Raw genomic sequence first — 14,461 nt, 5'->3', positions numbered from 1 at the left:
CGTTGACAAGTTTTTGAAACAGAGTAATATAGCCGTCATCCACTCCCGAGGTGGTGAAATTGGTAGACGCGGCGGACTCAAAATCCGCTGTCAGAGATGACGTGTCGGTTCGAGTCCGACCCTCGGGACCAAGATTCTGAAGAACCCCAAGCATATTAAGTCTTGGGGTTTTTTATTGCCTAAAAATAAGCATGTGGATATGAACCTCATTGATTGATCACATTCTTTTTTCAAGTTGGGAAGGTATTTTCTAGAATAAGTACCTTAATCAGCACTCTAAATTCAGTCACTTAAATAAATTAGTTATCTTTATTCTGGATATAAAAAAGCCCTACTTATCAAATTTTTCTTTCTCAATATTAAAAAAAGAAATTTCAGGAGTAGGGCTGGATGCTAGAGTGTTAATGAATTAAGAAAATTCACCCGTTGAGCGTTCTTTGGCCCAGTCACGCAGGATAAATTTCTGCAATTTCCCGGTTGAAGTTTTTGGAATCTCGGTAATCACTACATCTTTAGGTACTTTAAAACGCGCCAGATGTTGCTTACAGAATTCGATAATCTCTTCTGCTGTGGCAGTTTGTCCTACTTTCAGTTCGACAAAGGCACATGGCACTTCCTGCCAGCGAGGATCTGGTTTTGCCACCACGGCTGCCGTGAGAATAGCAGGATGCTGATAGAGCACTTCTTCCACTTCCAGCGATGAAATGTTTTCACCTCCCGAAATAATCACATCTTTAGAGCGGTCAGTGATTTTTGCATAACCATCAGGTTGGCATACTGCCAGATCGCCAGTATGGAACCAGCCACCGGCAAAGGCTTCTGCAGTTGCTTCCGGATTCTTTAAATAACCTTTCATGACGATGTTGCCACGGAACATGATTTCACCCATGGTCTGACCATCATGTGGCACTTCCTGCATAGTGTCAGGATCAAGTACTTTCATGCCATCTTGCAGCGGATATGGTACACCTTGACGAGAATGCAATTGCGCCTGCTCCTGAATCGACAGATCTGACCAGCCTGCCTGAGACGCACAGAGCGCAGAAGGGCCGTAGGTCTCAGTTAGACCATAGACATGAGTCACATTAATACCGATATTGCGCATGCCCTCAATGATTGCAGCAGGAGGCGCAGCACCGGCTACCATCACTTCGACACGATGATCAAACTTGGTCTTTTTCTCTTCAGGGGTATTGATCAGCATCGATAGTACAATTGGCGCACCGCAGAAATAATCCACTTTATGTTCAGCAATCAGCTTAAAGATCAGTTCCGGATCAACTTTACGTAAACAGACGTTCGTACCGCCATTGGCTGCCATGGTCCAGGCAAAGCACCAGCCATTACAGTGGAATAGCGGTAAGGTCCATAAGTAAGTGGCACGTGGCATCATGCCACAGGCAATGATATTACTGGCTGCATTAATATAGGCGCCACGGTGATGGTAAACCACGCCTTTCGGGTTACCTGTGGTTCCAGAAGTGTAGTTCAGGCTAATCGCATTCCATTCATCATCCGGTAAATGCCATTCAAAATTGGCATCGCCTTGAGCCAGCCAGTCTTCATATTCAATCTGGCCGATACGGGTATCTTCACCCTCAAATTCCTCATCAGCCACGTCAATCACATAAATATCTTGCTGTGGAACCAGAGCCAAAGCTTCTGTTGCAACTGCAGAAAATTCTGGGTCGACCAGCAGTACTTTGGTCTCAGCATGTTCCAGCATGAACGCCAATGTTTTGGCATCCAGACGGGTATTTAAGGTATTCAGGACCGCACCCGCCATTGGCACAGCAAAGTGTGCTTCGATCATCGCAGGTACGTTTGGCAGTAAAACTGAAACGGTGTCATTTTTACCGATGCCTAAATTCTGGAGCTGGTGGGCAAACTGACGGCAACGATTGTATTTTTCACGCCAGGTAATACGACGCTTACCATGAATGATCGCATTTTGATTCGGGTAGATATAAGCCGCGCGATCGAGATAGCGTAAAGGTGACAGCGCTACAAAATTGGCAGGGGTGCGCGGTAATTCATCGTATGCCTTAACCATTGTAAAACTCCGTTCTATATTTATTTTTCATATCCTGTTAAAAAAGATATGCAATTCTTGGAAGTCTTGCAGTTATGCTTTAGTCGAGTGCGAATGTATAATTTTAAAAATTTAAATAATTGAATATTAATAAAATTATTTTTAAGCACCGATTTTTTTGAACCTATGGGTTCCCATATTTGCCTTTTTAGGTATTTTACTCTAAATGGGTGTTAAATATAGCCTCAGCCAAGGAATAATAATGAAAATACAACAGGCGGATGCAACATGGCGCAACTGGTCAGGAAGCCAGTACAGTTCTCCTCAAATTTTTGAGCCTAAAGAAATTAATGAATTGCAAAATCTGGTGAAGTCACATGCGCAGATTCGTGTGGTGGGTGCAGGACATTCATTCAGTGCACTAGCTAAAACCGATGAGGTCTTGATTCGTCTGGATCATTTCAAAGGCGTGATAGATGCAGATGAAGCGACAGCTCAATGTACTGTACAGGCAGGTACGCGTTTATATGAGTTGGGTGAATATCTAGCCCCTCTTAATCAGGCTTTGATCAATCAAGGCGATATTGATCAGCAAAGTCTGGCGGGTGCAGTCTCGACCGGTACGCATGGCACGGGAATTGATTTGCCGTGTTTATCTGCTTTCGTTCAAGGCTTTGAATTACTGACTGCAGATGGCGAATTATTGCAATGTGATGAGCAGCAAAATACGGAAATTTTTCAGGCAGGGCGGGTAGCACTGGGCAGTCTTGGAATACTCACCAAAATCACCTTGCAAAATCAGCCGCTTTATAAATTAAAAGAACAGATCCGGTTGTGTTCATTAAAAGACATATTTTCCAATATCGATCAATGGAAACATCAGCATCGACATCTTGAGTTTTGGGCTTTTCTGCATGCTGATCAGGTCATGCTGAAAACGCTGGATGAAACGGATGAATGCATTCAGCCGAGAAAAGAAAGCTGGCCATCAGAAGATAGTTTATTAATGTTGTGCTCGGAATTGACACGGTTATTGCCGTCTACCAATCCTTATCTGCAAAAGCTGCTCGGTGTTTTTGTCAAACCGACCTGTTTTGTGGATTGGTCCAGTCAGATTTTCCCCACACCGCGTAATACCCGATTTAATGAAATGGAATATCAGATTCCGGTCGAACTAGGCTTGCAGTGTCTGGAAGAAGTGCTGCATTGTTTAAGGCAGCATCGTGTGCCGATGTTCTTTCCGATCGAGTTTCGTTATGTCAAAGCGGATGACATCTGGCTCAGTCCGTTTTATCAGCGGGATTCAGTTTCAATTTCTATCCATCAGTTTTATAAGCAGGATTATCACGTCATTTTTAATCTAGTGGAACCGATTTTTCAGAAATATCAGGGGCGACCGCATTGGGGGAAATTGCATAACATGCATGCTGCATCACTGCGTGATTTATATCCAAAATGGCCTGAATTTGTGGCGCTACGTCAGCAACTAGATCCGCAGAAAAAATGGCTGAATCTCTACTTGAAACAACTGTTTCTGGCTAAGTAGCAGGAGTAAAAGATGCGATCAACTTATTTTCAGCAATTGACTCAAGACCTAAAACAGCAGGGTACAGGTACACCACAACTGATTCTGGATTTGGCGCAATATCAGCATAATCTGAATGTTGTGCAGTCGAAGCTCCCTGTGCAGTTAAAGCCACGTCTGGTGGTGAAATCTCTAGCCAGTACCGAAATGCTTCAATTCGCTAGTGAAAAGCTGAATACCCAGCGTTTTATGGTATTTCATCTGCCACATCTTCGGGAAATTATCGGAGCATTTCAGCAAGCGGACATTCTGCTCGGTAAACCGATGCCGATTCATGCAGCGCAGCGCTTTTATCAGAGCTTGTTTGGTCAAAAGGGCTTAAATCTTCAAGTAAATATTCAATGGCTGATCGATAGTCAGGCACGGCTGGAGCAGTATCTGCAACTCGCCCAAAACCTGAATTTCTGCCTGAATATAAATATTGAAATTGATGTGGGGCTGCATCGCGGAGGAGTAAGCAGTCAGGAACAGTTTGTAGCCCTACTCAAGCTGATTCAGCAGCATCCTCTGAATCTAAAATTTTCCGGATTAATGGGCTATGATGCGCATGTAGCCAAACTGCCAAAGATTCTCAAAAGACTTGAAAAAAGTTATCAGCAATCACAGCAGATTTATCAACAATTCAAGATGACGCTGCAGCAATTTCCTGATTTATGGCATGAAAACCTATGTTTTAATGGTGGCGGCAGTCCGACCTTTATGCAGCATTGCCAGCAGAGTGTTTGTAATGATCTGGCTTTTGGTTCCATGCTACTTAAACCCAGTGACTTCGATCTGAAAAATCTCTCTGCTTTAAAATGTGCCTTGTGGATTGCCACACCAATTTTAAAAGTGCTGCCTTATGGCCAGATTCCCGGTCTGGAAGTATTTAATTATCTACCGCATCAGTATAAAGCATTATTTATTTATGGTGGCTACTGGCAGGCGGACTATTATTTTCCAGAAAAAAGCCAGCTGCATGTTTTATATGGACGCAGTAGCAATCAGGAAATGGTTCTGGTACCGAAATCTTGCGAACTGAAAGTTGATGATTATGTGTTTTTAAGGCCGACCCAAAGTGAAGCCATCATTCCCCAGTTTTCTCACTTGTATGTCTATGCTGAAAGGCAATTTGAAGCGTGGCAAACCTTTAGAGAATAAATAATTCTTGAGTGAATAATGATCTTAACTCATTGCAGCTCAAAAGAACTTTTTGGTGATAAATCCTATTTTTATTAGGGAAAAGGTTTAATCATTGGCTCAAGCCGTGTAAAATTCTAGGCGATTTTTTATTTATCCACCGTTTTTATCTTTTGAGGTTCTCCCTCGATCATAATCTCGCGGTGACATGCTCCATGGTACGGGGCATCACTCCTTAAGGATTTCATATGCCAATTATCACTTTGCCAAATGGCGATCAAAAACAGTTTGATCACGCCGTATCTGTGATGGAAGTTGCTCAAAGCATCGGTCCTGGTCTTGCAAAAAATACCGTTGCAGGTCGTGTAAACGATCGTCTAGTGGACGCGTGCGATCTGATTACTGAAGACGCAACCTTACAAATCATCACGCCTAAAGATGAAGAAGGTGTCGAAATTATTCGTCACTCTTGCGCACACTTGGTGGGTCATGCCGTTAAGCAATTGTTCCCAGAAGCAAAGATGGTCATTGGTCCAGTCATTGAAGAAGGTTTCTACTATGACATCTGGATGCCACGTCCATTTACTTTAGATGACATGGCTGCGATTGAAGAGCGTATGAAAAAGCTCATTGATCAAGACTATGACGTCGTGAAAAAAATGACTCCGCGTGATGAAGTGATTGCAGAATTCACTGCACGTGGCGAAGAATACAAATTGCGCCTGATCGCAGACATGCCTGAAGAAACTCAAATGGGCCTGTACTACCATCAGGACTATCTGGATATGTGCCGTGGTCCGCACGTACCAAATACCAAATTCCTAAAATCGTTCAAACTGACTAAAATCTCTGGTGCTTACTGGCGCGGTGATGCGAAAAACGAACAGCTGCAACGTATTTATGGTACAGCTTGGGCGGATAAGAAACAGCTCGCAGCTTATATCAAGCGTATTGAAGAAGCTGAAAAACGCGATCACCGTAAAATTGGTAAAGCCTTAGACTTGTTCCATATGCAGGAAGAAGCACCAGGTATGGTGTTCTGGCATCCAAACGGCTGGACCATTTACCAAGTGCTTGAACAATACATGCGTAAAGTTCAGCAAGAAAATGGTTACCTTGAAATCCGTACACCACAAGTGGTGGATTTCACGCTTTGGGAAAAATCAGGTCACGCAGCGAACTATGCTGAAAACATGTTTACGACTCATTCAGAGAACCGTAACTACGCTGTAAAACCGATGAACTGTCCTTGTCACGTGCAAGTGTTCAACCAGGGCTTAAAATCATATCGTGATCTTCCAATCCGTTTAGCGGAGTTTGGTTCATGTCACCGTAACGAGCCATCGGGTTCTTTACACGGCATCATGCGTGTACGTGGTTTTACCCAAGATGATGCGCATATTTTCTGTACTAAAGAACAAATCGGTACTGAAGTTGCAGACTTTATCAAATTGACACTAGACGTATACAAAGATTTTGGCTTTGAAGAAGTACAAATGAAGTTATCTACACGTCCTGAAAAACGTGTGGGTGATGATGCACTTTGGGATATGGCAGAAAAATCTTTGGCAGATGCTTTAGATGCTGCTGGCCTAGATTGGGATTTACAACCAGGTGAAGGTGCATTCTACGGTCCGAAGATCGAATTCTCATTGAAAGACTGCTTAGGCCGAATCTGGCAGTGTGGTACCATTCAATGTGACTTCAACCTTCCAGAACGTCTGGATGCCTCTTATGTTACTGAAGACAACGATCGTGATCAGCCTGTGATGTTGCACCGTGCAATTCTTGGCAGTTTCGAACGTTTTATTGGTATACTGATTGAACACTACGCGGGCTTTATGCCACCTTGGTTATCACCAGTGCAAGCGTGTGTCATGAATATTACTGATGCTCAAGCCGAGGCTTGTGAGTCAGTCGTCGCGAAACTTAAAGAAAACGGAATTCGTGCAATTTCTGACTTGAGAAATGAGAAAATCGGCTTTAAGATTCGTGAACGTACTTTAGAGCGTATTCCTTACTTATTGGTACTTGGGGACCGTGAGGTAGAGGAAGGTACTGTGAATGTCCGTACCCGCTCAGGAAAAAATTTGGGTACTATGTCAATCGATGCTTTCGTTGACTTAGTAAAAGCAGCCGTTGCCGAACGCGGCCGGTACATTGTGGAGTAACAGCGATTAAACAGCCTGACCGTAATCAACAGGGCGGTAATAAATCAAACCGTCCTGCCTTGAATGATGAAATTCGTGCTAAAGAAGTTCGTCTTGTAGACGAAAATGGTGAGCAAAAAGGTATTGTAAGCCTTGCGGAAGCATTGCGCGCAGCAGAAAATGTTGAGCTTGATCTTGTTGAGATCGTAGCCAATGCTGAGCCACCTGTTTGCAAAATCATGGACTTCAATAAGCATTTGTTTGATCTGAAACAAAAGCAGAAAGAAGCGAAGAAAAAACAACATCAAGTCCAGGTGAAAGAAATCAAGCTACGTCCTGCGACAGATGTAGGTGATTACAACGTAAAATTACGTGCAATCATCAAATTCCTTGAAGAAGGAAACAAGGTTAAAATTACCCTGCGTTTCCGTGGTCGTGAAATGGCTCACCAGCAACTGGGTCTGGCTCAACTGCAAAAAGTTGAAGCAGACGTCGTTGAATATGGTGTTGTTGAACAAGCACCAAAAATGGAAGGTCGTCAAATGGGTATGCTGCTTGGTCCTAAAAAGAAAAAGTAAGCATCTCTTGATGAAAAAAGCCCTGCATTTGCAGGGCTTTTTTTATGGGTTGAAATTTACTCATGTTCATGAGCTTTGAGTTGCCAATGTTGCTCTAGTGTCTGAATAATGCTTTGAGCTTGTTTTTTCGAATAACAAATTAGTCGAATCAAACATAATTTATGTTTTAGCCAATGGATAGGCTGTTTTTTTATAAAGACGAATTCCACGGTGCCAAAACGTTGGTTGAACTTTTCTAGAGATTCAGGTGAATCAAACTTTTTAAATTTACGCATAATGAGTGTACCGGGAGCATCATAGGCTGGGTTAATGGTGCTATAAGCAATTTCATGTTTTTGAATAGCAAAACTGACTTGTAAACCAAAGACACTATAATAAATTTTAGATTGAGTAATCGTCAGTCTGATATTCCATACGAAGAAGGCGAATAGGAAGCAAGCTAAGCTATAGATAAAGCTACTTGAACCTTCTGCCCAAAGTACATTTAAAATATATAAAAATGATTTTCCATTTTCTGCCCCAATACTCCACAAGATCAGTCCAATACCTAAAGGTGGTGCAATAAATGCAAGAGCTGTATATTGGAAAATAAAGATAGGATGGACGCTTTTAAATTCTTGTTCGTTCATACATTTTTTTATTTTTTTGACTGTATAAATTGAATGTATAAGATGTGTTTGAAATAAGAAAGACCCGAATAGATTTTTTATTGCTAGTCATCAAGTTTGTTTCTCATTTTATTTATTTTTTAGCGAATAGTTTTTACTCATCGGAGCTGACAAGGAAATTTCTTTCCATTGAAAATTGTAGGGCTAAAATTAGATCTTGAGTCATCTTTTATGATCTTAAATTCCAAGCACTGTGCATGGCCTGAATAATTTCTTTAGCTTGCTGACGGGAAAACATCGATAAATGAATCTGGAATAATCTTAAACAGAGCCGGTCGCGCCAACTGGACTGACAAAGAATAAAATCGAGAGTGCCATCCCGCTGATTAATTTGATGAGCGGGAAGTCTGGTTAGCCAGCGTTTGGTACGAGCTTTAAGTGAATCATATTGAGGATTGATAAAGCTATAATGGACGGCTTCACGATATAAACACAGGCTGATCCGGTAACCTGCCAAAGTGTAATAAATTGTCCGCGAGGTGATTTTTAGTTTAATGCTATATACCAAGAGCGATAGCATTAGGAAACCCAGCATATAGCCATAAAAGCTTGGAGACTCCTGCCATAAAAATACCAATCCTCGAATAAAACTGGAAGGAGGATCTGGAGTATGAAGGTATAAGGTCATCAAAATCCCAATGGGATAGCAAAGAAGGAGAAGTCCCATATGTTTCATCGTCTGGGCACTTTGATGAAACAGAATAATATCTGATGTGCTCATATTATTATTTTTATAATGAGTGAAAATTGAACACTTTCAAGCTTAAGGATTCTGTCCTAAAAAAGAAAGACCCGTTCGGGCCTTTCTTTTCGTTGAGGATCAGCTTTGCTGCTCGTTAGATTCATTTTTTTCAGCTAACAGCTTTTTGCCAATCGGAATCTGACGAGGCAATTTTTCTTCTGGCACATTGCGCTGCAATTCGATTTTCAATAAACCATTTTCAAATTCAGCTTGTTGTACCTCTACATGTTCATCCAGTCTTAAAGACAATTTGAATGAACGGTGGGCGATGCCTTTATGCAGGAATTCCACAGTCGTATCTGAATTTTCTTCCACCGCTTTACCGCTAATGGTCAGAACCTGATTTTCCAGATTGATCTCTAGCTGGTCTTCATTGAATCCGGCAGCAGAAACCACAATGCGGTAATTGTTGTCGCCGGTTTTTTCAATGTTGTAATGTGGATAGTTCGGTGCCTCACTTTGCATTGCATAATCAAAAAGGTCATTAAAGCGGTCAAAACCGATACTACGACGGAATAGTGGGCTAAGACTGAAATTGCTCATTGATCTTACCTCCTGATCTCAGAAAAGTTTTTTAAACAACATGCAATTCTTCAATATGAACTCAGTGATTAGAAACAATCTCCTGAATAGATCATTGCTCTATTTCTAATATAGGATTGAGGCGAAGCTTTTCAAGCCTCAAGATTTAAAAATATTTGAACCCATCTTGAGCTAAAAATAATGCTTTGAATTTAGCGATTTTACTGCTGAATCTATAACAAAATATGCGGAAGTAAGGCTTTAAATCATGCTATAACTAGATCAAATTTCAATAATGTCATGTAAAAACGAAAAGGTAACAGGTAATAACATGATTGATCTCTATTATTGGGGAACGCCCAATGGCCATAAAATTACCATCGCATTAGAAGAAATGGGCTTGGAGTATAAAATTTTCCCGATCAATATTCTGGAAAATGACCAGTTTCAACCTGATTTTTTACGTATCTCTCCAAATAACAAAATTCCTGCGATTGTGGATCAGGATGGCCCGCGTGGTGAACCGATTTCAGTCTTTGAATCTGGCGCGATTCTGCAATATTTGGGTCGTAAAACCGGCCTGTTTTATCCGGATGATGAGCAGCAACGTGTTGAAGTTGAGCAATGGCTAATGTGGCAAATGGGTGGCTTGGGTCCAATGCTGGGGCAGAATCATCACTTTAGCCGTTTTGCTCCTGAGCGTATCCCGTATGCCACTGATCGCTATGTCAATGAAACCAAGCGTCTATACGGGGTTCTGAACAAACAGCTGATTGGTCAAAAATATGTAGCCGGTGAGTATTCGATTGCGGATATGGCTATTTTGCCATGGGTGTTACGTCATGAATGGCAGCAAATTGATCTGGCAGATTATCCGGAAGTACAGGAATATGTGACACGCCTGACTGCGCGTCCAGCGGTGCAAAGAGCGTTAGCAATACAGGTCAGATAAGTCTGGCCTTTGTGCTAAACTAGATAAAAGTAGATTAAACCACCTTTGGGTGGTTTTTTATTGGGTGAGTATATGAAAGATTTTTTCCTGAACTTTACTAAAATCGTGGAAACAAATCCTCGAATTTACTGGAGTATTATTTTCGGTATCGCAGCTTGTCTGCTGCTGTTCGTTGCTGAAATTGTGCATGTGGATCAGGTGATCAGTGCCTTGAATACCAAAGATCGTCAGATTTTAAATACAGCTCTTGAGCCGATCACCCAGAAATATCAATGGTCACGTATTTTGGTCATGGTTATGGCTATAGTCTGGGCGAATTGGGAATATCTTAAAGCCAAGAAAAAACTGGGTTTAAGCCGTTAGTCTCGGGATGTCCCTGTTTCTGCTCTTTCTTGCCGCTTTTGGTGCAGCCACTTTATTACCGCTGCAGTCGGAAGCGGTTTTGCTGGGTTTATTATGGCAAGGGAGCTATTCGGCGGCCTTGCTCATCATGATCGCAAGTGCTGGAAATATCTTGGGTTCCTGTGTGAACTGGTATCTGGGGTTCAAGATTGAGCAATATAAGCATAAAAAATGGTTTCCAGTCTCTGAGCAGCAGATGCTTAAAGCTCAAAGTACCTATCAGAAATACGGCTATTGGTCATTATTGCTGAGCTGGGTGCCGATTATTGGCGATCCAATTACATTAATTGCCGGTTTGCTTAAGGAAAATTTTACCCGTTTTATCTTGATAGTCAGTATTGCCAAAATTGGACGTTATCTGTTTGTCTATTGGGCTTATGCGATGTTTTAAAAAAGAGGCATAAAGCCTCTTTTTATTTATATTCATCATTAGTGCGCAGAATTTTCTTGATTGAAAAACCTTTGCACATCAGAACTAAAAATTATTTTTCATTTCCTTTGGTAATATCAACTCCAAACAGATCCTTGGTTCTCGCCCAGCTGATGGCAACCACCAGTAGGGTCATGCTGCCACCAAACACTGTAGCCATAATCGTACCCATATATCTCGCAGCCAGACCAGACTCAAAAGCACCCAGTTCATTACTAGACGAGACAAACATGCCGTTTACTGCAGCAACCCGGCCACGCATATTATCGGGTGGATAAATCTGTAAAATCGTCTGACGAATCACCACTGAAATACTGTCACAAGCCCCGGTCATGGCAAGAGCAAACAGAGATAGCCACATCGAGTTGGAGAAAGCAAATAGTAAAGTAAAGACACCGAAACCTGCGACTGCAAGCAGCATATTACGCCAGGCATGTTGCGTAGGCGGAAAGCGGGTCAGGACAATCATGGTTATCAGCGCACCAATGGAAGGAGCAGCCCGTAAATAACCCAAACCCTCTGGACCAACTTTTAGAATATCTTCGGCAAAAATCGGTAAGAGGGCAATCACCCCACCAAACAGCACCGAAACTAGATCTAGGGAAATTGACCACAGTACAATTTTACTGTTCCAGATGAAGCGGAAACCATCGCCCAGACTATGCAGGACATTTTCAGTTTCAATTTTAGGAAAATCGCGCTTTTGCAATAAGTTAATCAGAACAAAACAGATGCTGACCAGTACTGCGACAGTTAGAAGACTGGTTTCCCGACCTAAAAACGCCAGCATAAAACCACCGAGCATCGGCCCGATAATTACACCACTTTGCCAGCCAATTGTGGTCCAAGTTGCACCATTGGCATAGAGTGCACGTGGAATCAGAAAGGGTTTTAGTGAAGTTGCTGAAGGATTATAAAAGCCACGAATGGTACCCAGACAGAAAATGACGGCATAAATTCCCCAAGATAATTGACTGGTGCTGAGGTTTCCCAAACCGTGATAATGAAACAGTGACCAGAGAATGACAGGCATCGGAATGGCAAAAAATAAACAGATTTTCATAATAGTCTGCTTATTAAAACGATCCGCAACATATCCACCCCATAAAGAAAGGGAAATAAATGGAATCGCCTCTGCCAGACCAATCAGTCCTAAGGTCAGCGGGTCTTTGGTAATCTGATATAGTGAATAGGCAACAATAATTTCCTGAATCAGAATGGCTAAAGTCAGGCAAAACTGATTTAAGGTAACAATAGAAAAGTCTCGATAACGGAGTGCGGCAAATGCATCGGGCTGAATGTGCATAAAGAGCTGTAACTGAAAAAATTGACAAATTATAAAGTGATATCGCAAGCAGTATATAAATTCATCATTCAATTCTTATCGTAAAAAATGCTAAGTTTGCAGATTCATCAAGAAAAAAAGACTAGTGCTTTTGTTTTAAGCAAAGATGCATTAGAATATCGGCTCCCTTACCTGCAGGGCGTTCTTGCAATGGTGCAGACGTGCCGAACAGGTGTTCAAAAGAGGTTGTTATGCCTAAGATGAAAACTCGCCGTGGTGCAGCTAAACGCTTCAAAGCGACTGCTAACGGTTTTAAGCGTAAACAAGCGTTCAAACGCCACATTTTGACCAAAAAATCTGCTAAGCGTATTCGTCAATTGCGCGGCTGTGTAATGGTTCACGTAAGTGACGTTGCTTCAGTTCGTCGTATGTGCCCGTACATCTAAGGAGATTATAAATGGCTCGTGTAAAACGTGGTGTACAGGCTCATCGCCGTCACAAAAAAATTCTTGCTCGCGCTAAAGGTTACTATGGTGCTCGTTCACGCGTTTACCGCGTAGCGTTCCAAGCGGTAATCAAAGCTGGTCAATACGCTTACCGTGACCGTCGTCAGAAGAAACGTCAATTCCGTGCTCTATGGATTGCGCGTATCAACGCTGGTGCACGTCAAAACGGTTTATCGTACAGCCGTATGATCGCTGGCTTGAAAAAAGCTCAGGTTATCATCGACCGTCGCGTACTTGCTGACATCGCTATGCATGACGCAGTTGCGTTTGCAGCTCTAGCTTCTAAAGCTAAAGATGCGTTGGCTGCATAAGTCTTTATGACTTAGAAAAAAGACCGCTTTTAGCGGTCTTTTTTTATCTCTGTCTTTTTTATTTTTTGACGTTCAAATCAGTCTTTAAAGCCCAAAATAATATCCAATCAAACAGATAATCACCGTAATAATAATCAGGGTAATCACATTGCCTGAATTGGATTTAGCTGCGTCATGGGGCTTATGTGCTTTAGAAACTTTGACCGCGCGATCTTCAGTATTCATCCCTGCAAAAGGATCAGGCGTCACTTTAGGAGTGAGTTGTGCGGTTTTATAATGATTGGCCACTTTCACAATGAACTTGGCACTGATTTCATCGATTTTTTGTGCAAAGTGGCGCAGATTTAATTGCTGCTCTGGATTCAGTACCTGACCATCATCGTTATAAGGGTGTTGAATCTTCGTCTGAATAAAATCACTTAATGCATCCAGACGGTACAAGGTCTGATGAGCATAATCAGATGAATAATCCGTTGGTATTAAAGCAAGATGACTCGGATTTTCTGCATGAGACTGAATCGTTGGGGTAGTACCGTAATAAGGCAAACCAGTATAAGCAGGCTCAGTGAATCCTTGAGCTAAATGATGTTCAAATAATTCCTGTTCGGTATAGGTATGAATATCATCCCAGTTTGGTTGTACCAGATCAGCATCAATTCTTTTGGCCAGTTTATTATTCAGTTCATAACGCCAGAATACTTCATGACGTAAAGGCGACTGTTGGGCTTCCGGTGCTTCATAATCATTATCAGCGGTATACCATTCAGCCAGTTCCTTACCGATCATCCAGGCGGTTTTACCTTGAGCATGATGACTGATAATCACATGAGCCAAAGGAACCAGTTCGACATTGGCATTAGGGTTATTTTCATCTTCCAGTAAATGTGAAGAATGCAGACTAATACGACGAACCCCTTGTTTTTTCAGTCCTTCTAGCCAGATTTGAAAGTGCTGTGCCAGTAAATGCTGGGAAATCAGATCACGGAAAGTTAAATGGTGCTGATTAAAAATGGAGTGATTCAGCCAGCGGCTGAAACTGAGATCCTGAGTTAAAAACTCATTGCCATAAGTGACGAGGGTCAGTTGCTGTTTCCAAATTTGATCGAGTGCCATAGTGATTTGATCTAATTGATATCCTGCTTATTTTATACTTTTTATTTTTCGCTATGCCAATCTAAT

At 41.9% G+C, this 14,461-nt stretch carries 15 protein-coding genes and 1 tRNA gene; 10 read left to right on the top strand and 6 right to left on the bottom strand.

Features of this window, described 5'->3' with window-relative positions:
• Window positions 1-44 precede the first annotated feature (44 nt).
• Window positions 45-131: transfer RNA gene (locus tag FTU03_RS10665), tRNA-Leu, on the top strand.
• 278 nt (window positions 132-409) lie between these two features.
• Here FTU03_RS10665 and FTU03_RS10660 read toward each other — a convergent pair.
• Window positions 410-2,053 (bottom strand): acyl-CoA synthetase, encoded by a 1,644-nt coding sequence (locus tag FTU03_RS10660; RefSeq protein WP_179992978.1) that lies wholly within the window; start codon window positions 2,051-2,053, stop codon window positions 410-412.
• 241 nt (window positions 2,054-2,294) lie between these two features.
• On the opposite strand from FTU03_RS10660, the gene FTU03_RS10655 reads away from it, so the two are divergent.
• The 4 genes from FTU03_RS10655 (at window position 2,295) to infC (ending at window position 7,464) form a co-directional block, all read left to right on the top strand.
• Window positions 2,295-3,578, top strand: a complete 1,284-nt coding sequence (locus FTU03_RS10655) for a D-arabinono-1,4-lactone oxidase (protein ID WP_179992977.1) — start codon at window positions 2,295-2,297, stop codon at window positions 3,576-3,578.
• A gap of 12 nt (window positions 3,579-3,590) precedes the next feature.
• Window positions 3,591-4,757 carry an alanine racemase gene (locus FTU03_RS10650; protein ID WP_179992976.1) on the top strand — a complete coding sequence of 389 codons (1,167 nt, stop codon included), beginning with the start codon at window positions 3,591-3,593 and terminating at the stop codon, window positions 4,755-4,757.
• A gap of 227 nt (window positions 4,758-4,984) precedes the next feature.
• Window positions 4,985-6,907: a threonine--tRNA ligase gene (gene thrS / locus FTU03_RS10645; protein WP_004783592.1), complete on the top strand. Its 1,923-nt coding sequence runs from the start codon at window positions 4,985-4,987 to the stop codon at window positions 6,905-6,907.
• A 5-nt stretch (window positions 6,908-6,912) separates the two neighbouring features.
• Window positions 6,913-7,464, top strand: a complete 552-nt coding sequence (gene infC, locus FTU03_RS10640; protein ID WP_081400954.1) for a translation initiation factor IF-3 — start codon at window positions 6,913-6,915, stop codon at window positions 7,462-7,464.
• 56 nt (window positions 7,465-7,520) lie between these two features.
• Here infC and FTU03_RS10635 read toward each other — a convergent pair whose 3' ends face one another.
• The 3 genes from FTU03_RS10635 to FTU03_RS10625 all read right to left on the bottom strand — a co-directional run bounded on the left by FTU03_RS10635 (window position 7,521) and on the right by FTU03_RS10625 (window position 9,417).
• Complete coding sequence (locus FTU03_RS10635) at window positions 7,521-8,093, bottom strand: hypothetical protein (RefSeq protein ID WP_179992975.1); 573 nt, start codon at window positions 8,091-8,093, stop codon at window positions 7,521-7,523.
• Between the two features lie 208 nt (window positions 8,094-8,301).
• Window positions 8,302-8,853, bottom strand: a complete 552-nt coding sequence (locus FTU03_RS10630) for a hypothetical protein (protein WP_179992974.1) — start codon at window positions 8,851-8,853, stop codon at window positions 8,302-8,304.
• 99 nt (window positions 8,854-8,952) lie between these two features.
• Complete coding sequence (locus tag FTU03_RS10625) at window positions 8,953-9,417, bottom strand: Hsp20 family protein (protein WP_004783582.1); 465 nt, start codon at window positions 9,415-9,417, stop codon at window positions 8,953-8,955.
• Window positions 9,418-9,727: 310 nt separating this feature from the next.
• On the opposite strand from FTU03_RS10625, the gene FTU03_RS10620 reads away from it, so the two are divergent.
• The 3 genes from FTU03_RS10620 to FTU03_RS10610 all read left to right on the top strand — a co-directional run bounded on the left by FTU03_RS10620 (window position 9,728) and on the right by FTU03_RS10610 (window position 11,141).
• A complete protein-coding gene (locus tag FTU03_RS10620) occupies window positions 9,728-10,348 on the top strand; it encodes a glutathione S-transferase N-terminal domain-containing protein (RefSeq protein WP_004783581.1) in 621 nt (206 codons plus the stop codon).
• A 72-nt stretch (window positions 10,349-10,420) separates the two neighbouring features.
• Window positions 10,421-10,711 carry a hypothetical protein gene (locus tag FTU03_RS10615; RefSeq protein WP_159123055.1) on the top strand — a complete coding sequence of 97 codons (291 nt, stop codon included), beginning with the start codon at window positions 10,421-10,423 and terminating at the stop codon, window positions 10,709-10,711.
• A 7-nt stretch (window positions 10,712-10,718) separates the two neighbouring features.
• Window positions 10,719-11,141, top strand: coding sequence for a YqaA family protein (locus FTU03_RS10610; RefSeq protein WP_034170828.1), 423 nt, complete (start codon window positions 10,719-10,721; stop codon window positions 11,139-11,141).
• Between the two features lie 91 nt (window positions 11,142-11,232).
• Here the strand turns inward: FTU03_RS10610 and FTU03_RS10605 are convergent, their stop codons facing one another.
• Window positions 11,233-12,486 carry an MFS transporter gene (locus tag FTU03_RS10605; RefSeq protein WP_179992973.1) on the bottom strand — a complete coding sequence of 418 codons (1,254 nt, stop codon included), beginning with the start codon at window positions 12,484-12,486 and terminating at the stop codon, window positions 11,233-11,235.
• Between the two features lie 230 nt (window positions 12,487-12,716).
• On the opposite strand from FTU03_RS10605, the gene rpmI reads away from it, so the two are divergent.
• Both rpmI and rplT read left to right on the top strand, forming a co-directional pair.
• The gene (gene rpmI / locus FTU03_RS10600; protein WP_004278281.1) at window positions 12,717-12,911 is read left to right on the top strand and encodes a 50S ribosomal protein L35; all 195 of its coding nucleotides are present in this window, start codon (window positions 12,717-12,719) and stop codon (window positions 12,909-12,911) included.
• 11 nt (window positions 12,912-12,922) lie between these two features.
• On the top strand, window positions 12,923-13,282 hold the full coding sequence (gene rplT / locus FTU03_RS10595) for a 50S ribosomal protein L20 (RefSeq protein WP_004647525.1): 360 nt from the start codon (window positions 12,923-12,925) through the stop codon (window positions 13,280-13,282).
• Window positions 13,283-13,366: 84 nt separating this feature from the next.
• Here rplT and FTU03_RS10590 read toward each other — a convergent pair whose 3' ends face one another.
• A complete protein-coding gene (locus FTU03_RS10590; RefSeq protein ID WP_179992972.1) occupies window positions 13,367-14,395 on the bottom strand; it encodes a hypothetical protein in 1,029 nt (342 codons plus the stop codon).
• Window positions 14,396-14,461 lie beyond the last annotated feature (66 nt).

The sequence above is a fragment of the Acinetobacter sp. YH12046 genome, assembly GCF_013419905.1.
GTDB lineage: Bacteria > Pseudomonadota > Gammaproteobacteria > Pseudomonadales > Moraxellaceae > Acinetobacter.
This window is presented reverse-complemented; position numbering and strand designations above follow the sequence as displayed.

Bases quoted from the DNA above. Each gene is read 5' to 3' on its own strand.
- FTU03_RS10660 (WP_179992978.1), bottom strand. From the start codon at position 2,053: ATGGTTAAGGCATACGATGAATTACCGCGCACCCCTGCCAATTTTGTA.
- FTU03_RS10655 (WP_179992977.1), top strand. From the start codon at position 2,295: ATGAAAATACAACAGGCGGATGCAACATGGCGCAACTGGTCAGGAAGC.
- FTU03_RS10650 (WP_179992976.1), top strand. From the start codon at position 3,591: ATGCGATCAACTTATTTTCAGCAATTGACTCAAGACCTAAAACAGCAG.
- thrS (WP_004783592.1), top strand. From the start codon at position 4,985: ATGCCAATTATCACTTTGCCAAATGGCGATCAAAAACAGTTTGATCAC.
- FTU03_RS10635 (WP_179992975.1), bottom strand. From the start codon at position 8,093: ATGAACGAACAAGAATTTAAAAGCGTCCATCCTATCTTTATTTTCCAA.
- FTU03_RS10630 (WP_179992974.1), bottom strand. From the start codon at position 8,853: ATGAGCACATCAGATATTATTCTGTTTCATCAAAGTGCCCAGACGATG.
- FTU03_RS10625 (WP_004783582.1), bottom strand. From the start codon at position 9,417: ATGAGCAATTTCAGTCTTAGCCCACTATTCCGTCGTAGTATCGGTTTT.
- FTU03_RS10620 (WP_004783581.1), top strand. From the start codon at position 9,728: ATGATTGATCTCTATTATTGGGGAACGCCCAATGGCCATAAAATTACC.
- FTU03_RS10615 (WP_159123055.1), top strand. From the start codon at position 10,421: ATGAAAGATTTTTTCCTGAACTTTACTAAAATCGTGGAAACAAATCCT.
- FTU03_RS10610 (WP_034170828.1), top strand. From the start codon at position 10,719: ATGTCCCTGTTTCTGCTCTTTCTTGCCGCTTTTGGTGCAGCCACTTTA.
- FTU03_RS10605 (WP_179992973.1), bottom strand. From the start codon at position 12,486: ATGCACATTCAGCCCGATGCATTTGCCGCACTCCGTTATCGAGACTTT.
- rpmI (WP_004278281.1), top strand. From the start codon at position 12,717: ATGCCTAAGATGAAAACTCGCCGTGGTGCAGCTAAACGCTTCAAAGCG.
- rplT (WP_004647525.1), top strand. From the start codon at position 12,923: ATGGCTCGTGTAAAACGTGGTGTACAGGCTCATCGCCGTCACAAAAAA.
- FTU03_RS10590 (WP_179992972.1), bottom strand. From the start codon at position 14,395: ATGGCACTCGATCAAATTTGGAAACAGCAACTGACCCTCGTCACTTAT.